We start from the raw sequence: 19858 nt of genomic DNA, 5'->3' as shown, positions 1-19858 counted from the left end.
GCTAGCTTCCCCGTCGGACGACGACGTCGCTGCCCCGGCGACCGGCAGGCTCACCCCGACGATCCCATGCGGCCCCGCACGCCTCCCCTCTCCACGCTCAGGCTCTTCGAAGCGGCCGGCCGCCATCTCAGCTTCGCCCGCGCGGCGTCCGAACTGAACCTGACGCCGAGCGCCGTGAGCCACGGGATCGTCGGCCTCGAGAAGGCGCTGGGCGTCAAGCTGTTCGTCCGGGAGCCGGGCCGGCTGGCGCTGACGCGCGAGGGGGCCGAGTACCTGACCTACGTGTCCGAGGCGCTGTCCCTCATCCTGATCGGCACGCGCCGCCTGCCCACGCCGCGGTCCGGCAGGACCCTGGCCATCAGCTGCGCACCGACCCTGGCGACGCGGTGGCTGCTGCCCCGGCTCCCGGCCTTTCGCAGCCGCCACCCGCAGATCGCGATCCGGATCGACACCTCCCACCGGCAGGTCGGCTTCCCGATCGACGGCTTCGACTTCGCCCTCCGTCTCGGCCGGGTTCCGACTCCGCGCCACCGCAGCGTCCGCCTGTTCGAGGATTGGCTGCTCCCCGTCTGCAGCCCGGCCCAGCGCGGGGCCGTCACCGGTCCGGACGGCGCCCTCGACCTCCGGCGCGCGACGACGATCCACGTCACCTCCGCGACCGAGGACTGGCAGGCCTGGAGCGACGCGTCGGGGGCGGTGGAGCTGGCCTCGGCCGACACCCTGCACGTCGACACGTTCGCGATGGCGCTCCAGGCCGCGGCCGCGGGCCTCGGCATCGCCCTCGGCCGGGGGGCGCTCATGGACCGGGAGCTGCGCGAGGGTACGCTCGTCGGGGTCGGCCCCGCCGTCCCGGCGGCGACCTCCCACTGGCTCGTGAGCGCCGAGGGCGACGACGACCGGCCGGAGCCCGACCTGTTCCGGACCTGGCTGCTGGCAGAGGCGCGCCGGTTCGCGGCCGAGCAGAAGCGGCGCTTCCCGACCGGCGCCGCCTGAGGGCCCGACGGGACCGGGACGGCGCGCCCCGCCCGTGAGCGGCGTTCACTGCCCGTGGAAATCTTCTCGTTTGTCGCGCCGGCCACCGGCTGCGACCGTCTCCGAAGGCGACAGCCAACGGAGGCCGCGATGGCAACGATCGGGCGCGCGCGCGCAGGGCGACGGGGCGGGTTGCCGGTGGTGCCGGTGGCGGTCGCGGCCGGCCTGGTTCTGAGCGGCGCGATGGGCATCCGGCAGACCTTCGGGCTGTTCCTCGGGCCCTTCTCCCTCGAGACCGGCATCCCGGTGGCGACGACCGCCCTCGCCATCGCCCTGCACAACCTCGTCTGGGGCTTCGCGCAGCCCTTCGCGGGCGCGGCGGCGGACCGCTACGGGGCCGCGCCGGTCGTCGCCCTCGGCGCACTGGTCTACGCGGGCGGCCTCGTCCTGACGGCGCTCGCGCCGGCGGCGCCGACGCTGCTGCTCGGCCTGGGGCTGCTGGTCGGGATCGGGATCAGCTGTACCAGCTTCGGCGTCGTCCTGACCGCGGTCGGTCGCGCCTCCGCACCGGAGCGTCGCAGCGCGGCTCTGGGCCTCGCGAGCGCCGGCGGCTCGCTCGGCCAGGTGCTGCTCGTCCCGTTCGCGCAGTCCGTGACCGCGGTCGCGGGCGTGAGCGCGGGGCTCCTCGCGCTCGCGGCGATCATCGTCGCGCTCGCGCCGCTCGGTGTCGCGCTCGACCGCGCGCCCCGCGCCGGCGTGCCGGACGGCTCTTCGGCGGCCGGCAGCCTGTCCGAGGCGCTCCTGCGGGCGTGGCGGCACCCGGGCTACCGGCTGCTGACGCTCGGCTTCTTCACCTGCGGCTTCCAGCTCGCCTTCATCGCGACCCACCTTCCGGGGTACCTCGCCCTCTGCCACATGCCGGCGGGCCTGGGCGCGACCGCGCTGGCGCTGATCGGCCTTTTCAACATGGCCGGGAGCTGGGGGTGCGGCTGGCTCGGCGGCCGGTACCGGCCGCAGCACGTCCTGGTCTGGCTCTACCTCATCCGCGCCGCCGCGATCGGCACCTTCCTCGTCGCGCCGAAATCCGAGGCTGTCGTCCTGGCGTTCGCGGCCGTGATGGGCCTGACCTGGCTGGGCACGGTCCCGCTGACGAGCGGCCTGGTGGCGCGGGTCTTCGGGATCCGTCACCTCGGGACGCTGTTCGGGATCGTCTTCCTCAGCCACCAGATCGGCTCGTTCCTCGGGGCGTGGCTGGGGGGCGTGGTTCTGGAGGTCTCCGGATCCTACGATGGGGTCTGGCTCGCCACGGCCCTCGCGGGCCTGATCGCCGCGCTCCTCCACCTCCCGATCGACGATCGTCCGGTCCCGGCGGCCACCGCCGAGGGGGTCCGATGACGCCCGTCCGCCACGCGCCCGCCGCGACCGCCGGTGTCGACGCGCGACCCGTGGCGATCGCCTGCCGCGACGGCTACCGGCTCCGCGGTCACCTCTGGCGCCCGGGCGCGAGCGGGTCGCCGGGCCGGGGCACGATCGTCGTCAACCCGGCGACCGGCGTCCGCGCGCGCTACTACTACGCCTACGCGCGGTTCCTGGCCGAGCGGGGCTTCGTCGTGCTCACCTACGATTACCGCGGCATCGGCGAATCGCGGCCCGCGCGCCTGAGGGGATCCGGCATCCGCTGGCGGGACTGGGGCGAGCTCGACTTCGACGCCGCCGTCCGATGGATTCGGCAGCGCGAGGCGGGGCCGCTCACGGTCGTCGGCCACAGCATCGGCGGCTTCCTCCCCGGCTTCGCCGAGGCCGCGGGCGCGGTGGACCGCATCCTCACCGTCGGCGCGCAATTCGCCTATCGCCGCGATTATCGCGCCCGCGAGAGGCTCAGCATGATCGCGAAGTGGCACCTGCTGATGCCGTGCGTCACCGCCGTCGTCGGCTACTTTCCCGGCCGTCGGCTCGGATGGCTCGAGGATCTGCCGGCCGGCGTGGCCTACGAGTGGGCATTCCGCGGGCGGCGCATGGAGGCGAGCTACCCGGCCGCCGAGCGCCCCGCCCTCCTCGCCCGCTTCGCCGCCGTCCGCGCCCCGATCCTGGCGGTCGGTACGCCGGACGACCCGTTCGGCACGCCGGCGGCGATCCGCCGGGCCCTCGGCTACTACGTGTCGAGCCCGCGCATCCAGGTACAGCTGACCCCGTCCGCGATCGGCGCGGAGGCGCCCGGCCATTTCGGCCTGTTCCACGCGCGCAGGAGCGGCGGATTCTGGGCCGACACGCTGCGCTGGCTGAGCGACGGGCAGAATCCCTGGCCGGACTCCGTGATCGATCCGGGTCGCCCGATCCCCGCCTGACCGCGTGTATCGCGGCGAACCGCTCCGGACGCGATTGAGAGGGCCTATCCCGCCCTGTGTCGCAGCTGCAGCGATCGCGCGATCTCCGAGCGCTTGGCGGCGTAACCCGGAGCCACCATCGGATAGTCGCGCGGCAGCCCGTACTTGGCGCGATACTCTTCCGGTGTCAGCCCGTAAGCCGTCAGGTGACGCTTGAGCGTCTTGTAGGACCTGCCGTCGATGAAGCTGATCAGGCCCTCGGCCTGGATGGACGCGCGGATCTCCCGCGCGGTGGCGGCCTCGGGCGTCGCGACCGCGCGCGCCGGTCCCGCGCTGATCTGGCTAAGCATTTCGTACGTACTGGCTAAAATCTCACAGAGTTGGACAGGGGATACCGGATTCCGGATCACGTAGGCGCAGACGATCTTGATTGAATTTCTCAAGGACGAGTCAGAAAATTCTCCCGCACTGGCACCAACCTCAGGTAGCATGCCTGCCATTCTCCCTCTAAACGCACCTCACGAGAGTTGTATATCAATTTTCGCATGTCAATCCTTCATCTTGATTGAGCTTCAAAAAAGAACATCGTGACCACTATTCTACTTATAGAAACAGTGGCTACAAAATTTCTCAACCAGAAAGTGGCTCCATCCTCCCCGCTGATCTGGGTACCGAACAGGTTGCTGGACTGGATCTGCGAGACGTCCGTGGCGGCGACTTTGTCGGAAGCGATCGCGCCGGTCCCGCACGGGACGCCCACGGACGCGGATGGAAGCGCGATCGGCGGAGTTCGCGCACGGCGGACGGTCGCCGACGACGCTGGCGCGACCGTTGCACCTCGGGTCCCAGGTCTGCGAAGAGCCCAGCCGGCACGGGACCGGATGCGGGGCGCCGGATCGCGTCGAGAGAGGATCATGACGGATCAATCCGCACGGACACGGGCGACAGAGTCCGGACGCCGTCCATGAAGGCGGGAGACGAGGGCGATCGCGTCGGGGCGATCTGCCAGGCCCTGAGGCGGGCCATCGTGGAACGGGCGCTCGCCCCCGGCGACCGGCTGCCGGAGGACGCCCTCGGCGAGCGGTTCGGGGTGAGCCGCACCATCGCCCGGCAGGCCCTGCTGCGGCTGGCCGGGGAAGGCTTGGTCGATCTGCGCCGCAACCGCATCGCCGTCGTGGCGACGCCGAGCTGGGAGGAGGCGCGCGACACCTTCGACGTGCGCCTCGGCCTGGAGCGGCTCGTGGTCCGCCGCCTCGCCGGGCGGCTCAGCGCGGAGCAGCGTCAGGTCCTGCTGGACCAGATCGCGCGCGAGGAGGCCGCACGGGGCGGCCCCGAGGCGCTGTCGATCCGGCTCGCCACGGAGTTCCACCTGATGCTCGCCGAGATGACCGGCAGCGCCGTGCTGATCCGGTACGTCGCGGAACTCGGCTATCGCTGCGCCCTGATTCTGTCCCTCTACAGCCGCCCGCATTCCTCGGACTGCGCCGTGAGCGAGCACCGGGACATCGTCGCCGCCCTGGTCTCGGGCGATGCCGAGCGCGCCGCCGCGCTCATGGACCACCACCTCGACGCGGTCGCCGACCGGGCGCGGATCGTGCCCCCGGCCCCGCGCGAGCGCGATCTGGCACGCCTGCTGGCGCCCTACGTCGCGGGCGGCGGGGCCTGAGCCCGCCGCGTCAGGCCGTGAGGCCGTGCTTGGTCAGCAGGCGCTCGGCGCTGTCGTTCCAGACCTCCATGCCGACGATCAGCCCGTCGCGCACGGTGAAGCGGTCGACGTAGCGGTTGCCCTCGAAGGGCGTGCCGTCCGGCCACGCGCCGTACAGGGTCCCGAGGCTGTAGACCGTGGTGACGCCGTCGCCCGGCACCACGTCCAGCCGCTCCATCCGCTTCTTCACCCAGGCGTAGCGGCCGGCATTGAAGGCCGTGACCTCGGACGGATGGTTGAACACCCGGGCGCCGGTGAACACGATCCGGGTGCCCGGGGCCATGTAGCGTGCGGCCGTCTCGGGATCGGGCACCATCGAGGCCTCGAGATAGGCGGTGACGTTGGCGGCATCGCGGGCGGTCGCCGCATCGTGGGTCATGTCGGTCATGCAGGCCTCCTGTCGGCCCAACGTGCCGCAAAAGGCCGGCCCGTGCATGCAGGAAGTGTATGCACTTTGACGCCAGATTGAGCACAGATTGCCTCCGAGGATACAGGCACCGGTCTGTGCAGCGGCCGAAGCGGCCAATTCCTGGTGGCATGGAGGTTGCGCAAAGCAGGCTGCGCCCCGCCCTCGGAGACATGCCATGGCCTCCTTCCTGCCCCCGACCCTGCGCCGCTTCGCGGTGACGACGAGCGCGCTGCTCGGCCTCGCCGTCTCGACCGCGCAGGCGGCCGACACCGTCAAGATCGGCCTCGTGACCGCCCTGAGCGGCCAGTCCGCGAAATCCGGCGAGGCGATCTCCCGCGGGATCGGGCTCGCCATCGACGAGATCAACGCCAGGGGCGGCGTCCTCGGACGCCCCCTCGAGCTCGTGGCCCGCGACGACGAGGCCAACCCGTCCAAGGGCGTGCTGGCGACCCGCGAGTTGATCCAGCGGGTCGGCGTCGTCGCGGTGGTCGGCGGCCTCGACACGCCGGTCTCGATGGCGATCGTGCCGATCGCCAACCAGATGAAGGTGCCGTTCATCGGCCCCTGGGCGGCCGGCACCGGCATCACCCGCAACGGCGCCGCCGACAACTACGCCTTCCGGGTCTCCGCGGTCGACGCCCTCGTCGACGAGGCGCTGGTCGCCTACGCGGTGAAGACCTACGGGGCGAAGAAGCCCGGCATGATCCTCGTCAACAACGCCTGGGGCGAGTCGAACCAGAAGGGCCTCAAGGACGCCCTGCAGGCGGCCAACCTCCCGGCGGCGGGCATCGAGAAGTACGAGGCCAACGACGTCGACATGGTGCCCCAGCTGTCCCGGCTGAAGGAGGCCGGGGCCGACGCGCTGTTCCTCGTCGGCAATGTCGGGCCCTCGGCCCAGGTGGTGAAGTCGCTGGACCGGATGGGCTGGTCGGTGCCGGTCGTCTCGCACTGGGGCCCGGCGGGCGGCCGCTTCGACGAGCTCGCCGGCCCGAGCGCCGGCAAGGTCCATTTCATCCAGACCTTCACCTTCGCGGGCAACGCGTCGCCGAAGGCGAGCGCGGTGCTCGACGCGCTCAAGGCCAAGTACCCGGCGATCAAGTCGATGGCCGATGTCACCCCCGCCGTCGGCATCGCCAACGCCTACGACGCGACGCACCTGCTGGCCCTCGCCATCCAGGCCGCCGGCTCCACCGAGGGCCCGAAGGTCCGCGACGGCTTCTACAAGATCGGCACCTATCCGGGCCTGATCAAAACCTACGCCACGCCCTTCACGCCCGGCCAGCACGACGCGCTCGGGCCGAACGACTACGTGTTCACCCGCTTCAAGGACGGTGAGATCGTCGCGGTGACCAACTGAGCCCGGCGATGCTGACCTCCATCCTCGTCAGCGGCCTCGGCCTCGGCAGCATGTACGGGCTCGTGGCCCTGGGCTTCCACGTGACCTACGCGGTGTCGGGGACCGTGAACTTCGCGCAGGGGAGCGTCGTCACCCTGGGCGCGGTCCTGGCCTACGCGCTCGGCGTCACCCTCGGCTGGCCGATGCCGGCCGCGATCGTCCTGGCGCTCGCCGGCTGCGCCCTGTTCGGCCTCGTGGTCGAGCGGGCGCTGGTCCGCCCGTTCGTTGCGCGCGGCTCGGACGCGTGGCTCCTGGCGACGGTGGCGGGCGGCATCGTGCTCGACAACACCGTGCTGTTCACCTTCGGCAAGGAGCCGCGCAGCCTGCCCTCGCCGCTGGCCACGAAGCCGGTGGAGATTCTCGGGACCGGCATCTACCCGCTGCAGCTCGTGATCCCGGTGGTCGGGATCGCCCTTGCCTTCGCGATCCGCACGGTGTTCCGGAAGACCGATCTCGGCCGCGTCCTGCTCGCCGTGGCGCAGAACGCCGACGCCGCCCGGCTGATGGGGATCGACGTGCGCCGCACCGTGGCCTGCGCCTTCGCGCTCTCGGCAGTGCTCGCCGGCATCGCGGGCCTGCTGATCGCGCCGCTCTTCTCGGTCTCGGCCGAGCTCGGCACGCTGTTCGGCATCAAGGCCTTCGCGGTCGCGATCCTCGGCGGCATCGGTTCCGCCACCGGGGTGATCCTGGCGGGGCTGCTCTACGGCCTCGTCGAGGCCGGCGTCACCGCGACCCTGGGCTCGACCTACACGCAGCTCGTGGTGTTCTCGGTGATCATCCTGGCCCTCACCCTGCGCCCCGACGGCCTGCTCGGCCGCGCCGCGGTCAACAAGGTCTGACGCGATGCCGTACCTGCGCTCAGGCCCGGCGATGCGGCTCGGCATCGCCGGCCTCACCGCCGCCGCGCTCGGCCTCGTGGCGCTGACCGCCGGCTACAGCCACTTCGTGATCGCCCTCATGGCGCTGACCACGGTCGCGGGCGTCGGCCTCAACGTGCTCCTCGGCCTGACGGGGCTGATCTCTTTCGGCCAGGCCGGCTTCTACGCGATCGGCGCCTACGCGAGCGCGATCCTGACGCTCCACGGCGTCAGCTTCTGGCTGGCGCTCCCGGCGGCGGCCCTGATCGCGGCGCTCGTCGGCGGCCTCGTGGCGGTGCCGGCGATGCGGGTGAAGGGCCCCTACCTCGCCATGCTGACGATCGCCTTCGGCTTCATCGTCGAGCACGGCCTGATCGAGGGCGGCGAGCTGACCGGCGGCCAGAACGGCCTCGTTGTGACCGACGCGCCGAGCCTCCTCGGCGAGCCGCTCTCGCCGGCCGGCCTCGCGGTGCTGGCGGTGCTCGCCGCCGGGGCGAGCCTCGCCGTGTTCGACATCCTCGCCCGCAGCCGCCTCGGCCGGGCGATGCGCGCCGTGCGCGACGCCGACGTCGCCGCGGCGGCTCTGGGCTTCGACCCGGTCCGGGTGAAGACCCTGGCCTTCGCGATCTCCGCCGCCCTGACCGGCCTCGCGGGGGCTGTCCTGCCGCCGCTGATGCTGTTCATCGCGCCGAGCTCGTTCCCGTTCTCGCAGTCGATCCTGTTCGTCCTCTCGGTGATCGTCGGCGGCGCCGGCACGGTGCTCGGCCCGCTCCTCGGGGCCCTCGTCACCGTGCTGCTGCCGGAGGCGCTGTCCGGCCTCGCCGAGTACCGCCTGCTGTTCTTCGGCGTCGCGACCCTCGCGGTGCTGTGGCTGGTGCCCTCGGGGCTGGTCGGCAGCCTCGCCCGCCTGCTGCCCCGGGGCCGGGACGCGCCGGCCGCCGCCGAGGGCGAGGAGGTGCCGCTGCCCGGCACGGCGGCGCGCGAGGCCCTCGTCCTCGAGGGCCTCGGCATCCGCTTCGGCGGCATCACGGCGGCGGACGGCGTCGACCTCACGGCGCGGCCGGCGGCCGTCACCAGCGTGATCGGCCCGAACGGGGCCGGCAAGACCACCGTGCTCAACATGGTTTCGGGCTTCTACCGCCCGAGCGCCGGGGCGATCCGGCTGGGCGGGCGCGACCTCGCCGGGCGGCCGGCCCACGTCGTCGCCCGCGCCGGCATCGCGCGCACCTATCAGACCACGCGCCTGTTCGGCTCGCTGCCGGTGGCCGACAACGTCGCCCTCGGCCTCGCGCCGGGCCGGCTGTGGCGCCGCGCGCGGGCGCGGGACCGCGCGACGGCCGCCGCGCTCCTCGCCTTCGTCGGCTACCGGGGCGCCCTCGACCGCCCGGCCGCCGAGCTGCCCCACGTCGACCGGCGGCTCGTGGAGATCGCTCGAGCGCTCGCCGGCAGCCCCGCGGTGCTACTCCTCGACGAGCCCGCCGCCGGCCTGTCGCGGGCCGACACCGACCGGCTGGCCCGGCTGATCCGCCGGATCGCCGACAGCGGCGTCGCGGTGGTGCTGGTCGAGCACGACATGCCGCTGGTGATGGGCATCTCCGACCACATCCTCGTCATGGATGCCGGCCGCCCGATCGCGCGCGGCACGCCCGCTGAGATCCGGCGCGACCCGGCGGTGCTGCGCGCGTATCTCGGCGGCGCCGACACCCCGGCCCGGCCGCGGAGCGCGCCGTGGCAGGGACCGGCGGACGCCGTCCTCTCGGTCCTCGACCTGACCGCCGGCTACGGCGCCGCGCCCGTCCTCGACGGCGTCCATCTCGACGTGCGGCCCGGCGAGACCGTCGCGCTCCTGGGCGCGAATGGGGCCGGCAAGTCCACGGCGATGCGGGCGCTGGCGGGGCTGCTGCGCCCGGTCGCGGGATCGGTCGTGTTCGACGACCGGCGCGTCGACGCGCTGCCCGCCCACCGGATCGCCCGCGGCGGCCTCGTCCTGGTGCCAGAGGGGCGGCAGGTCTTCCCGGAGCTCACCGTCGTCGAGAACATCCGCCTCGGCGCCTTCGGGCGCGGGTCGCCGATCGACCCGGCCGAGGTCGAGCGCCTGCTCGACCGGTTCCCGCGGCTGCGCGACCGGGCGGCGAGCCGGGCGGGCCTGCTCTCCGGCGGCGAGCAGCAGATGCTGGCCATCGCCCGCGGGTTGATGGCGCACCCGCGCATCCTGCTCCTCGACGAGCCGTCGCTGGGCCTCGCCCCGGCGATGATCAACGCCCTCTACGCGACCGTGGCCGAGCTGCGCGACGAGGGCGTCACCATCCTGATCGTGGACCAGATGGCGGCGCTGGCCCTCACGGTCGCCGACCGCGGCTACGTGCTGGAGCAGGGCCGGGTCGTCGCGCGCGGAACCGCCGCGGAGCTGTCGGCGGACAAGGGGCTGGAAGCGGCCTATCTCGGTGCGGCGTAACGGGGGCTCTGATGGACACGAATGCCGGACACGGTCGCTACGGCTACAGCGCCCTCCCCGACCGCCCGGTCTACGACTGGCCGGAGGGCAAGCGGCTGGCCGTCTATGTCGGGCTGAACCTCGAGACCTTCGCGTTCGGCGAGGGCCTGGGCGCCGAGCTGGCGCCCGGCGGCCCGCAGCCGGACGTGCTCAACTACGCGTGGCGCGACTGGGGCAACCGGGTCGGCGCGTGGCGGATCGCCGAGATGCTGGACGCTCTGGCGATGCCGGCGAGCGTGCTCGTCAACAGCAACCTCTACCGGGACTGCCCCGGGCTGATCGAGGCGTTCCGGGCGCGGGGCGACGAGATCGTCGGCCACGGACGCACCAACGCCGAGCGGCAGGGTACCCTCGACGAGGACGCGGAGCGGGCCCTGATCGCCGAGACGACCCGCGAGATCGCCGCGCGGGAGGGCCGCCCCCCCGCCGGGTGGCTCGGGCCGTGGATCTCGCAGTCGCGGGTGACGCCCGATCTCCTCGCCGAGGCCGGGTACCGCTACCTGCTCGACTGGGACCACGACGACCAGCCGACCTGGTTCAAGACCCGCGGCGGCGGCCGCATCCTGACGGTGCCCTACCCGCAGGAACTCAACGACATCCCCGCGATCGTCGCCCGCAAGGAGACGGGCCGCCAGTTCGCCGAAGCCATCGTCGACGCCTTCGAAGAAATGCTGGAGCAGTCTCGGGGCGCGCCGCTGGTGATGGGCATCGCGCTCCATCCCTACATCGTCGGGCGCCCGCACCGGCTGCGGCCCCTGCGGCAGGCGCTCCGGCACATCGCAGACCGCCGCGACGCCATTTGGCTCACCACCGCCGGGGCGATCGCCGACCACATCGTGGCGCGGGAGGCCGCGCCGCGCTGACGCGGCCCTGACCCCGGCGGGCTCAGAGCACCTGCGACAGGAACCGGCGCGTGCGCTCGTCCTGGGCGGAGGCGAAGAAGGTCGCGGGCGGGCCGTGCTCGACGATGACGCCGCGGTCGGTGAAGTAGATGTGGTCGGCGACGTCGCGGGCGAAGTTCATCTCGTGCGTTACGAGCATGCAGGTCATGCCCTCCTCGGCGAGTTCCCGGATCGTCACCAGCACCTCCTTGACCGTCTCCGGATCGAGGGCGGCGGTGACCTCGTCGAACAGCATCACGTCCGGCCGCATCGCCAGCGAGCGGGCGATGGCCACGCGCTGCTGCTGGCCGCCCGACAATTCGCCCGGATAGGCGTTCTCCTTGCCGGCGAGCCGGACCTTGGCGAGGAGCGCCCGCGCCCGGGCCTCGACCTCGCGCTTCTCCTGCCCGAGGACGTGGATGGGGGCCATCATCACGTTCTGAAGCGCGGTCTTATGCGGGAACAGGTTGTACTGCTGGAACACCATGCCGACCTTGCGGCGCAGCGCCAGCTTGTCGAGCCGCGGTTCGGTCACCTCGATCCCCTCGACTTGGATCGAGCCCGCGCTCACCGGCACCAGGGCGTTGACGCAGCGGATCAGCGTCGACTTGCCCGAGCCCGAGGGGCCGATGATGCACACCACCTCGCCCTTGCGGACGTCGAAGCTGATTCCCTTCAGCACCTCGAACGTCCCGAAGGATTTGTGCACGTCGACGACGCGGACGATCGGCTGATCGGGGGTCCAGCTCGGGGACGGGGTGGCGGCCAGGGTCGCGCGCGTCATGGTCTCAGCGGGTCTCGAAGCGGCGTTCCAGGGCGGCGGTGAACCGGTCGATCGGGTAGCAGTAGAGGAAGAAGCAGAGCAGCGCGAAGCCGTAGAGCGGCGCGAACAGCTCGGGGCGGCCGCCCTCGGCGGCGTGCACCTGCGCGGTCAGCGTCAGCATCTCGGTGACGCCGACGATGGAGGCCTGCACGGTGGCCATCGCGATGAGCGAGTAGACGTTCATCCAGGGCGGCAGCATGCGCTTCGCGCACTGGGGCAGGATGATGCGCCACATCGTCTGGCGCCGGGTGAAGGCCAGGGATTCGGCGGCCTCCCACTGGGTGTTGGGCACCGAGCGCACCGCACCGCGGACGATCTCGGCGACGTTGGCCATGACCGGCAGGCTGAAGCCGAAGGTCGCCTTGACCCAGTCGGGCAGCGGCACGCGGACGCCGAACACAGTGACCTGGAACGGGACCAGGAACATCACGAAGAACAGCAGGACCAGCCAGGGCACGTTGCGGAAGACCTGCGTGGCGCACCACGCGAGACGGGGCAGGACCCGGCCCTCCGCCAGCATGGCCAGACCGAGCCCGATGCCCGCCACCGTGCCGATCGCCATCGCCATCAGCGAGATCGCGACGTTGAAGGCGAAGCCCGTGAGCAGGAGGGGCGCCCACTTGATCACCACCTCCAGCGGCGACAGCGCGGCGGCCCCGCCCTGCGCCCAGGCCGGGACGGCGACGAGGGCGAGCGCGGTGAGCAGCCAGAGATGGGCCGGGCGCAGGCGCGCCGCCGCGCGGTCCCTCGGGAGCGCGAAGGGCAGCAGCACCGGCAGGTCGCCCGGTCGCCCGCCCCGCGGATCGGCAGCTTTCATCGGCCGTATCCCGGGATCCGCAGGGCGCGTTCCCAGCGGTGCATGATCCAGACGAGCACGCCGACGAGGACCGCGTAGGTCGCGAGCAGCACCAGCATCATCTCCAGCACGTTCTGCGATTCGGACCAGATCTGCTTGACCGCGTACAGCGTCTCCGGGACCGCGATGGCGTAGGCCAGCGTGGTGGTCTTGAGGAGGTTGATCAGGTTGTTGTTGAGCGCCGGCAGGCAGACGCGCAGGGCCAGCGGCAGGACGACGTACCGGTAGGCCTTGAAGCGGGTGTAGCCCAGGGCCTCCGCGGCCTCGACCGTGGTCCGCGGCACCGCCTCGATGCCGGAGCGGAAGATCTCCACGTTGAACGCGCCCGCGAACAGCGACAGCGAGATGATCGCCCACTGGACGTTGTTGAGGATCGGCGCGCGCAGCCCGTCCGCCGAGCGGATGTCCGGCAGCAGCGTCCCGAGGCCGAAATAGAAGAAGAAGATCTGCACGAGCGGCGGCGTGTTCCGGAAGACCACCACGAAGCCGTTGACCAGCGCCCGCAGGACGCGCGACGGCCCGCTCTGCAGGAGCGCGCCGACGGCGCCGATGACGAGGCTCGCCAGGATCGTGCTGATCCCGAGGAGCAGCGTCATCCGCAGGCCGGCCACGTACCGGCCCCAGTCGTAGGGATCGTAGAAGACCGTGAAGTTGAAGCCCGTGGTCTCGTAGAGCTGCTGGAACCACGCCTGGATCGTGGCGATCATCGCGGGCTAACGCTCGGTGTTGTCGCGCAGAACCGCATCAGTTGGTCGCGTTCTTGTACTTCTCGTGCATCGCCTTCGAGTAAGCGGTCGGCTCGATGCCCCACTTCTTCTCCTCGTTGACGATGAAGCCGGTCTTCATCCAGTCCTTGGTGGCGTCCTCGACCGCGGCCTGGAGCGTGGTGTTGCCCTGCGCCACCGCCATCATCCACGGGGCGTCGAGGATGCCCTTGAGCGGCAGCGCGTAGTTGGCCTTCCAGTCGTCGTCGAGCAGCTTACCCTGCAGCATGCTCTGGTCGTAGACGTAGCCGATGCAGTTGCCCTGCTTGAGCGCGAAGAGCGGCTTCTCGGACCCGTCGAAGGCGACGATCTCCGCCCCGTAGGTCCGCGCGACGTCCTTGTTGTACCAAGCGCCCGAGGTGGCGCAGAGCGGCTTGCCCTTGAGCTGCGCCCAGTCGGTGATGCCGGACGACTTGGGCAGCAGGACGTTCACGAAGTCGGAATAGTAGTTCGGGTCGATCGCCTGCACCACGCGGCGGCGCTCCGGCTTGTCCGACAGGGTGGCGATCAGCAGATCGACCTTGCCCTGCTGCAGGAACTCGATCCGGTTGGCCGAGACGACCGGCACGAGCTCGAGCTTCACGCCGAGCCGCTTGGCGAGGTCGGCGGCGAGGTCGGGCTCCAGGCCGATGATGGTCCCGCTCGGGTCGCGGAAGCCGAACGGCTTGTAATCCGCCTTCACGCCGACGATCAGCGTTCCGCGCTTCTTGATCGCGTCGACGCCGTCGGCGGCCGTGGCCCGGCCGGGCAGCGCGACGGTCGAGAACGCCGCGAGCGCGGCCAGCGCACCGGTGGTCAGAAGGGTGCGGACGGTGAGACGCATCGGATCTTTCCTGCTCGGGTCGACGGATCTTGGCATGGTTTCAAGCAATCCACGAGCCATTGGCCGGCGCATCAACTGAAACGTGCCAGAGCGAAGGGCTTGAGATCGACGGTGCTACCGGTCCCAGCCAGCTCCGCGGCGACGGCCTCGCCGATGCCGGCCGAGTGCTTGAAGCCGTGCCCCGAGCAGGCGGAGACGACCAGGATCCGCTCCATCGCGGGATGCCGGTCGATGATGAAGCCGCGGTCGGGGGTCACCGTGTAGACGCAGGCGGCGGCCTGGACGACCTCCGGGGTCGCGCCGGCCAGCCGGTTCGCGACGCGCAGCCGGTACATGTCGTCGGATTCCGACGGATCGACGCGGCGCTCCACCCCGTCGGCGGTGGTGGTGGTGCTGTACTGCTCCGTCGCGACCTTGATGGACCCGTCGAGCGGCGGGAAGCCGTAGAGGTATTCCGTGTCGCTCGTCCCGTACATCCAGATGAAGACCGGCGCGTGCGGCCCGTAGGCGGTCTCGTCCGCGAGCGCGTACCAGTGCAGCAGTTGGCGACGGACGGTCAGGAGCCGGTCGAAGGGGCTCCCGAGCAGGGGGGCCGTCCAGGCGCCCGCGGCCACGACGGCGCGGTCGGCCAGGATGGTCTCCTCCGCCGTCTCGATGCGGACGCCGCTCCCGTCCTGCTGCAGCCCGACCACCGTGCAGTTGGTGCGGATCTCGGCGCCCGCGGCACCCGCGCGGCCGAGCTGCGCCGCGAGGCATCGCTCCGGGAACACGTAGCCGCCGCCCGGCTCGTAATAGGCCTTCTCGTCGCCCGCGAGGTTCAGGAATTGCGGGAAGCGGCGGGCCACCTCCGCCCCTGTCAGCACCTCGTGGACGATGCCGGCGCCCTCCGCGGCGCTGATGGACCGGCCCACGAAGTCCGGTTTGCCGTGGTGCGAGGAGACGCCGTGGCCCGGGGCCATGACGAGCGCCCCGCAGGCGTTCAGCAGGGTCTCGCCCGTCTCGGCCTCCAGCTCGCGCCAGATGCAGTGCGAGGCGGTGACGAAGGGGACGTAGTCGGCGCCCTCACCGACCGCCTGACGGGTGATCCGCGTCTCGCCGTGGCTCGACCCGAGCGCGTGGGGCGGCGCGAAGCGGTCGAGCCCGATGACCGCGGCGCCCCGCTTCGCCAGCTGGTAGAGCGCGGCGCTGCCCATCGCGCCGAGACCCAGCACGGCGACGTCGTAGCGGCGGCTCACGGCCGACACTCCCGCTCGATTCCGGGACGGGCCGCCGCGGCGGCGCGGAACGGAGGAAGATCGGCAGGTCGAGGCATCCGGAAGCGATCTCGCGCGGGACGGGGTAACGGCACACAGCATGATCAATGCCGAGGCGGGCGTTTGACTGAAACGGACGGTTTCCTGCACGTTTGAGCCATCGAGGAGCGGAGGGGGCGTCCGAGATGGAGGCGGAGACCGGGGATCGCCCACAGGAGATCGGCTTCATCCTCGTGCCCGGCTTCGCGCTGCTGTCCTTCGCTTCGGGGTGCGAGCCGTTCCGGGCGGCCAACGAACTTGCCGGGCGGCCGCTCTACCGCCTGCGCTACTTCGGCGAGTCGGAGGGCCGGGTGGCCGCCTCGTCGGGCGCCGAGGTCCCCACCGAGGCGCTGCCGCGCCAGCGCGGCCACCTCCACACCCTCTTCGTCTGCGCGGGCGGCGAGCCGACCGGGTGGGACAGGCCCGAGATCCACGCGACCCTGCGGCGGATGGCCCGACTCGGCGTCCGCATCGGCGGCATCTCGGGCGGTCCCTACCTGATGGCCGAAGCGGGCCTGCTGGCCGATCGCGCGTTCACGCTCCACTGGGAATATGCCGGTGCCACGGTCGAGACCTTCCCGGAGGCGCGCCTGAGCCGGGCGCGCTACGTCGCCGACGGCGATCGCCTGACCTGCGGCGGCGGCGTCGCGCCCCTGGAGATGGCCCACGCCCTGATCGCCGAACGCATGGGCGAGGCCTTCGCCCGGCGCGTCTCCGACTGGTTCCTCCACACCGCCATCGGCGCCGCCGACGACCCGCAGCGGGCCTCCGCGGTCGAGCGCTACGGAATCCACCATCCGGCTCTGCTGGCGGTGCTGGAGACGATGGAGAAGACCGTGGAGGCGCCGCTCGGCCGCCTCGCCATGGCGCGCCTCGCGGCGATCAGCCCGCGCCACCTCGACCGGCTGTTCCTCGACAAGCTCGGGCTCAGCTTCTCGGCCCAGTACAGGGCGATTCGCCTCGCCCACGGACGCCGCCTTCTGCGCCAGAGCCCGCTCAGGATCGGGGAGATCGCGACGGCCTGCGGCTTCACGAGCGCGGCCCATTTCGCCCGCTGCTACCGGTCCCATTTCGGCTGCAGCCCGTCCGCGGAGCGCGCGTGACGTCCGCCCGGGTCGTCCGAGCGGTCAGTCCCGCGCGTCCGGCAGCGCCTTCGGGTCTGCGGGATCGTCCCGGCGCAGCGCGACGCCGCTAGTGCCCTGGGCCAGCATCGCCCGTAGCAGCGCCTCCATCTGCCCGGCGGCCGCCTCGACCGCCAGGCCGCCCTCCCGGATGTTCGAGATGCAGTTCCGCCGGGAATCGGGCAGCCCCGGCGCCGGGCCGAACGTGACGTAGCAGCCCAGGCTGTCGGAGGCCGACAGACCCGGCCGCTCCCCGATCAGAACCACGACGCAGCGCGCCCCGAGTCGCGCCCCGATCGGATCGCCGATCGCTACACGTCCCTGGCTCGCGACGACCACCGGCGCGAGGCGCCAGCCGGCCTGCCACACCCGCGCTGCCAGCGCCGCCGCCGCCGGGACCGCGTTCAGCGCGACGGCCGTCGCCGACAGCCCGTCCGCGATCACGATCGCCACGTCGAAGCCCGGCCCGTGCCCGTCGAGCACCGACCCGGAGTCCGGATCGAGGGTGCGGCCCCTGTCCGGCCGGCGCAGGTACTCCGCCCGGTCGGCCACGGCGGAGCGGACCTCCACCGCGTCGAGGCCCTGCGCCCGCAGCCCTTCGCGGATCGCGGCCGCGTCGAGGGGCGTCCACACCGCCTCGCGGGCGCGGGCATGGTCGAGCCCGAAGGCGAGCGCCGCGCCGGTCGGCAGGCCAGCGCCGTGCGCGCCGAGCGCGATGCGCGCCTGGGTCAGCCCGCGCAAGTCGCGCAGCGTCGGGGGGCCCAGACGGGCCGGCTCGCCGCTCACGCGGCCCGCCCAGGCAGGAGTCGGGACGCCTCCGCCAGGGCCGGGGGCAGCGCGCCCGTCGCGCTGGCCAGCCTGCCCTGCCCGTCCGTGATGCCCACGGCCCGCAGCCACGCCTCGAATTCCGGGGCCGGACGGCGACCCAGGGTCTCGCGGGCGTAGACAACGTCGTGGTGCGACAATGACTGGTAGTTCAGCATCACGTCGTCTGCCCCCGGCACGGTGATGACGAAGTTGACGCCGGCCGCGCACAAGAGGGTAAGGAGGGCGTCCATGTCTTCGCCGTCGGCGTCGGCATGGTTGGTGTAGCAGACGTCCACGCCCATCGGCAGGCCGAGCAGCTTGCCGCAGAAGTGGTCCTCGAGTCCGGCGCGGATGATCTGCTTGCCGTTGAAGAGGTACTCGGGACCGATGAAGCCCACGACCGTGTTGACGAGCAGCGGGTCGAACTCCCGCGCCACCGCGTAGGCGCGCGCCTCCATGGTCTGCTGATCGACGCCCCAGTTGGCGTCCGCGGAGAGGGCCGAACCCTGCCCGGTCTCGAAATACATGAACTGACCGCCCGCCGGGCAGCGGCCCAGCGACCGGGCCGCCTCGGAGGCCTCGCGCAGGACGGCGAGATCGACGCCGAAGCCGGCATTGGCCTTCTGCGAGCCCGCCACCGACTGGAACACGAGATCGACGGGCGCCCCGCGCGCCATGGCCTCGATCGCCACCGTGACGTGGCCGAGGCAGCAGTGCTGGGTCGGCACGTCGAGGCGCAGCCGCAGGGTCTCCAGGAGCTCGACGATGCGGATGTAGTCGGGGAGGGAATCGGTCGCCGGATTGACCCCGATGACCGCGTCGCCGGAGCCCATCAGCAGGCCGTCGAGGGCCGAGATCAGGATGCCCTCGGACGAGTCGGTCGGGTGATTGGGCTGGTTGCGGGTCGCGAGCCGGCCGGGCAGGCCGATGGTCGAGCGGAATCGCGTCACCACCGGCCGCTTGGCGGCGACGGCGACGAGGTCCTGCAGCCGGCAGATCTTGGAGACCGCCGCGACCATCTCGGGCGTGAGGCCGGGCGACAGGGCGGCGAGCGCCGTTGCGTCGGCGGCGGGGGAGAGCAGCCACTCGCGGAAGGCGCCGACCGTGAGGGCGGAGACCAACGCGAAGGCGGCCGCGTCGTGCCGGCGGGCGATGAGGTCCGAGACCTCGTCCTGATCGGAGGGGATCAGCTCCTCGGCCAGGAAGGTCTTGAGCGGCAGGTCCGCGAGGGCGATCTGCGCGGCCAGGCGCTCCACCGGCCCGTCGGCGCAGAGGCCGGCGAGCTGGTCGCCCGAGCGCTCCGGCGTGGCCTTGGCGAGCAGGCTGCGCAGGTCGGGGAAAGTGAAGCGTGTGCCTTCGATCGTCGTCGCGTAGGCCATGCGGGCGCTCCCGGCGCGCTGTCGGACGTCAGCGAACCCGATCCTGCAGGATGTCGGGGCCGCCGGGAAGCGGGGACGGCGCGGACGCTGCCCGCCCTCAGGCCGGCAGCACGACCACCTTCGTCTTCACCGGCGTGCGCGCGTAGAGGTGGATCATGTCCTGGCTGAGCAGGCCGACGCAACCGCTGGTGATGCCCGTGCCGATCGATTCGGCGTCGCTGCTGGCGTAGATCGTGTAGAGCGTATAGGCGCCGTTCTGGTAGAGGTGGAGCGTGCGCGCGCCGAGCGGGTTGTCGAGGCCGCCGGGCATGCCGCGGGCGTATTTCGCGGCCTCGGGCTGGCGCCGGATCATCTCCTTGGGCGGGGTCCAAGTCGCCCACTCGGACTTGCGGCCGACATAGGCGTTCCCGTTCCACAGGAAGCCCTGGCGGCCGACATTGGCGCCGTAGCGGGTTGCGGTGCCGTCACCCTCGATGCGGTAGACGTAGTAGTTGGCGGGATCGACCACGATCGTGCCGGGCGCCTCCGACGAGGCGTACTGGACCGTCCGCCGGTAGTATTTCGGGTTGACCTTGCTGACGTCGACCGCCGGGATCGGGAACTTCTCGTTCGGCATCGGCCCGTAGGTCTTCGCCGCCTCGGCCATGAGCAGGGTGTCGGTCGTCCCGCACCCGCCGAGCGAGAGGGCGCCGATCCCCAGGGCCGAGCCGGCCAGGAACGACCGGCGGCTCAGACGCCCGGCCTCGCGCTCCGGATGCCCGCGCTCGTCGAGGCCGCCGGCCATGCGATCGTCCGTCATCATCGCCCTGGACTTCCCTGTCCTGCAGCCCGGCGCGACCGCGCGGCGTGCCTTTGCCGCGCGAACGGCCAAGCTCGAGAGTGCCGCGTGCCAGCGCACCTGGCAAGCTTGTCCTTACAGAGCCGAGAGCGGCCGAAATGCGTCGCAAGTGTGGTG

General features: G+C 72.0%; 19 protein-coding genes. 9 read left to right on the top strand and 10 right to left on the bottom strand.

Annotated features, from left to right (window positions below; all coding sequences use genetic code 11):
• Nucleotides 1-66: 66 nt before the first annotated feature.
• The 3 genes from H288_RS0113565 (at nt 67) to H288_RS0113555 (ending at nt 3317) form a co-directional block, all read left to right on the top strand.
• Nucleotides 67-993, top strand: a complete 927-nt coding sequence (locus H288_RS0113565; protein ID WP_020093123.1) for a LysR substrate-binding domain-containing protein — start codon at nt 67-69, stop codon at nt 991-993.
• A gap of 129 nt (nt 994-1122) precedes the next feature.
• Nucleotides 1123-2367, top strand: coding sequence for an MFS transporter (locus H288_RS0113560; RefSeq protein WP_043712583.1), 1245 nt, complete (start codon nt 1123-1125; stop codon nt 2365-2367).
• A complete protein-coding gene (locus H288_RS0113555; protein WP_020093121.1) occupies nt 2364-3317 on the top strand; it encodes an alpha/beta fold hydrolase in 954 nt (317 codons plus the stop codon). The genes H288_RS0113560 and H288_RS0113555 overlap by 4 nt, the downstream gene beginning before the upstream one ends.
• Before the next feature lie 44 nt (nt 3318-3361).
• Here the strand turns inward: H288_RS0113555 and H288_RS0113550 are convergent, their stop codons facing one another.
• On the bottom strand, nt 3362-3787 hold the full coding sequence (locus tag H288_RS0113550) for a MucR family transcriptional regulator (RefSeq protein WP_026604922.1): 426 nt from the start codon (nt 3785-3787) through the stop codon (nt 3362-3364).
• 473 nt (nt 3788-4260) lie between these two features.
• On the opposite strand from H288_RS0113550, the gene H288_RS0113545 reads away from it, so the two are divergent.
• Nucleotides 4261-4962, top strand: coding sequence for a GntR family transcriptional regulator (locus H288_RS0113545; protein WP_020093119.1), 702 nt, complete (start codon nt 4261-4263; stop codon nt 4960-4962).
• 10 nt (nt 4963-4972) lie between these two features.
• On the opposite strand, the gene H288_RS0113540 is transcribed toward H288_RS0113545, so the two are convergent.
• A complete protein-coding gene (locus H288_RS0113540; protein WP_020093118.1) occupies nt 4973-5389 on the bottom strand; it encodes a nuclear transport factor 2 family protein in 417 nt (138 codons plus the stop codon).
• 196 nt (nt 5390-5585) lie between these two features.
• Here H288_RS0113540 and H288_RS0113535 point away from each other — a divergent pair, with 196 nt between their 5' ends.
• The 4 genes from H288_RS0113535 to H288_RS0113520 are packed head-to-tail and all read left to right on the top strand — an operon-like array spanning nt 5586 to nt 11020.
• Nucleotides 5586-6767 carry an ABC transporter substrate-binding protein gene (locus H288_RS0113535; protein ID WP_020093117.1) on the top strand — a complete coding sequence of 394 codons (1182 nt, stop codon included), beginning with the start codon at nt 5586-5588 and terminating at the stop codon, nt 6765-6767.
• An 8-nt stretch (nt 6768-6775) separates the two neighbouring features.
• Nucleotides 6776-7645: a branched-chain amino acid ABC transporter permease gene (locus H288_RS0113530; RefSeq protein ID WP_020093116.1), complete on the top strand. Its 870-nt coding sequence runs from the start codon at nt 6776-6778 to the stop codon at nt 7643-7645.
• A 4-nt stretch (nt 7646-7649) separates the two neighbouring features.
• Nucleotides 7650-10118, top strand: a complete 2469-nt coding sequence (locus tag H288_RS0113525; protein ID WP_026604921.1) for a branched-chain amino acid ABC transporter ATP-binding protein/permease — start codon at nt 7650-7652, stop codon at nt 10116-10118.
• A gap of 11 nt (nt 10119-10129) precedes the next feature.
• Nucleotides 10130-11020, top strand: coding sequence for a polysaccharide deacetylase family protein (locus H288_RS0113520; RefSeq protein WP_020093114.1), 891 nt, complete (start codon nt 10130-10132; stop codon nt 11018-11020).
• A gap of 22 nt (nt 11021-11042) precedes the next feature.
• On the opposite strand, the gene H288_RS0113515 is transcribed toward H288_RS0113520, so the two are convergent.
• The 5 genes from H288_RS0113515 to solA all read right to left on the bottom strand — a co-directional run bounded on the left by H288_RS0113515 (nt 11043) and on the right by solA (nt 15539).
• Nucleotides 11043-11822 (bottom strand): amino acid ABC transporter ATP-binding protein, encoded by a 780-nt coding sequence (locus tag H288_RS0113515; RefSeq protein WP_020093113.1) that lies wholly within the window; start codon nt 11820-11822, stop codon nt 11043-11045.
• Nucleotides 11823-11826: 4 nt separating this feature from the next.
• Complete coding sequence (locus H288_RS0113510) at nt 11827-12678, bottom strand: amino acid ABC transporter permease (protein ID WP_020093112.1); 852 nt, start codon at nt 12676-12678, stop codon at nt 11827-11829.
• Nucleotides 12675-13424, bottom strand: a complete 750-nt coding sequence (locus H288_RS0113505) for an amino acid ABC transporter permease (RefSeq protein ID WP_020093111.1) — start codon at nt 13422-13424, stop codon at nt 12675-12677. The genes H288_RS0113510 and H288_RS0113505 overlap by 4 nt, the downstream gene beginning before the upstream one ends.
• A gap of 37 nt (nt 13425-13461) precedes the next feature.
• Complete coding sequence (locus tag H288_RS0113500; RefSeq protein WP_020093110.1) at nt 13462-14304, bottom strand: transporter substrate-binding domain-containing protein; 843 nt, start codon at nt 14302-14304, stop codon at nt 13462-13464.
• A gap of 71 nt (nt 14305-14375) precedes the next feature.
• A complete protein-coding gene (solA, locus tag H288_RS0113495) occupies nt 14376-15539 on the bottom strand; it encodes an N-methyl-L-tryptophan oxidase (protein ID WP_026604920.1) in 1164 nt (387 codons plus the stop codon).
• Nucleotides 15540-15742: 203 nt separating this feature from the next.
• On the opposite strand from solA, the gene H288_RS0113490 reads away from it, so the two are divergent.
• Nucleotides 15743-16699 (top strand): GlxA family transcriptional regulator, encoded by a 957-nt coding sequence (locus H288_RS0113490; RefSeq protein ID WP_020093108.1) that lies wholly within the window; start codon nt 15743-15745, stop codon nt 16697-16699.
• Nucleotides 16700-16723: 24 nt separating this feature from the next.
• Here the strand turns inward: H288_RS0113490 and eutC are convergent, their stop codons facing one another.
• The 3 genes from eutC to H288_RS0113475 all read right to left on the bottom strand — a co-directional run bounded on the left by eutC (nt 16724) and on the right by H288_RS0113475 (nt 19705).
• Nucleotides 16724-17503, bottom strand: coding sequence for an ethanolamine ammonia-lyase subunit EutC (gene eutC / locus H288_RS0113485; RefSeq protein ID WP_020093107.1), 780 nt, complete (start codon nt 17501-17503; stop codon nt 16724-16726).
• The gene (locus H288_RS0113480; RefSeq protein WP_020093106.1) at nt 17500-18903 is read right to left on the bottom strand and encodes an ethanolamine ammonia-lyase subunit EutB; all 1404 of its coding nucleotides are present in this window, start codon (nt 18901-18903) and stop codon (nt 17500-17502) included. The genes eutC and H288_RS0113480 overlap by 4 nt, the downstream gene beginning before the upstream one ends.
• A gap of 97 nt (nt 18904-19000) precedes the next feature.
• On the bottom strand, nt 19001-19705 hold the full coding sequence (locus tag H288_RS0113475) for a L,D-transpeptidase (protein ID WP_020093105.1): 705 nt from the start codon (nt 19703-19705) through the stop codon (nt 19001-19003).
• Nucleotides 19706-19858 lie beyond the last annotated feature (153 nt).

Source organism: Methylobacterium sp. 285MFTsu5.1 (genome assembly GCF_000383455.1).
In the GTDB taxonomy this organism is placed as follows: Bacteria; Pseudomonadota; Alphaproteobacteria; order Rhizobiales; family Beijerinckiaceae; genus Methylobacterium.
Note: the sequence above shows the minus strand (reverse complement) of the source record. Positions and strands in the feature narration are given on the sequence as shown.

Excerpts from the sequence above, each read along its gene's own strand:
- H288_RS0113565 (WP_020093123.1), top strand. The coding sequence starts at position 67 with ATGCGGCCCCGCACGCCTCCCCTCTCCACGCTCAGGCTCTTCGAAGCG.
- H288_RS0113560 (WP_043712583.1), top strand. The coding sequence starts at position 1,123 with ATGGCAACGATCGGGCGCGCGCGCGCAGGGCGACGGGGCGGGTTGCCG.
- H288_RS0113555 (WP_020093121.1), top strand. The coding sequence starts at position 2,364 with ATGACGCCCGTCCGCCACGCGCCCGCCGCGACCGCCGGTGTCGACGCG.
- H288_RS0113550 (WP_026604922.1), bottom strand. The coding sequence starts at position 3,787 with ATGCTACCTGAGGTTGGTGCCAGTGCGGGAGAATTTTCTGACTCGTCC.
- H288_RS0113545 (WP_020093119.1), top strand. The coding sequence starts at position 4,261 with ATGAAGGCGGGAGACGAGGGCGATCGCGTCGGGGCGATCTGCCAGGCC.
- H288_RS0113540 (WP_020093118.1), bottom strand. The coding sequence starts at position 5,389 with ATGACCGACATGACCCACGATGCGGCGACCGCCCGCGATGCCGCCAAC.
- H288_RS0113535 (WP_020093117.1), top strand. The coding sequence starts at position 5,586 with ATGGCCTCCTTCCTGCCCCCGACCCTGCGCCGCTTCGCGGTGACGACG.
- H288_RS0113530 (WP_020093116.1), top strand. The coding sequence starts at position 6,776 with ATGCTGACCTCCATCCTCGTCAGCGGCCTCGGCCTCGGCAGCATGTAC.
- H288_RS0113525 (WP_026604921.1), top strand. The coding sequence starts at position 7,650 with ATGCCGTACCTGCGCTCAGGCCCGGCGATGCGGCTCGGCATCGCCGGC.
- H288_RS0113520 (WP_020093114.1), top strand. The coding sequence starts at position 10,130 with ATGGACACGAATGCCGGACACGGTCGCTACGGCTACAGCGCCCTCCCC.
- H288_RS0113515 (WP_020093113.1), bottom strand. The coding sequence starts at position 11,822 with ATGACGCGCGCGACCCTGGCCGCCACCCCGTCCCCGAGCTGGACCCCC.
- H288_RS0113510 (WP_020093112.1), bottom strand. The coding sequence starts at position 12,678 with ATGAAAGCTGCCGATCCGCGGGGCGGGCGACCGGGCGACCTGCCGGTG.
- H288_RS0113505 (WP_020093111.1), bottom strand. The coding sequence starts at position 13,424 with ATGATCGCCACGATCCAGGCGTGGTTCCAGCAGCTCTACGAGACCACG.
- H288_RS0113500 (WP_020093110.1), bottom strand. The coding sequence starts at position 14,304 with ATGCGTCTCACCGTCCGCACCCTTCTGACCACCGGTGCGCTGGCCGCG.
- H288_RS0113490 (WP_020093108.1), top strand. The coding sequence starts at position 15,743 with ATGGAGGCGGAGACCGGGGATCGCCCACAGGAGATCGGCTTCATCCTC.
- H288_RS0113480 (WP_020093106.1), bottom strand. The coding sequence starts at position 18,903 with ATGGCCTACGCGACGACGATCGAAGGCACACGCTTCACTTTCCCCGAC.
- H288_RS0113475 (WP_020093105.1), bottom strand. The coding sequence starts at position 19,705 with ATGATGACGGACGATCGCATGGCCGGCGGCCTCGACGAGCGCGGGCAT.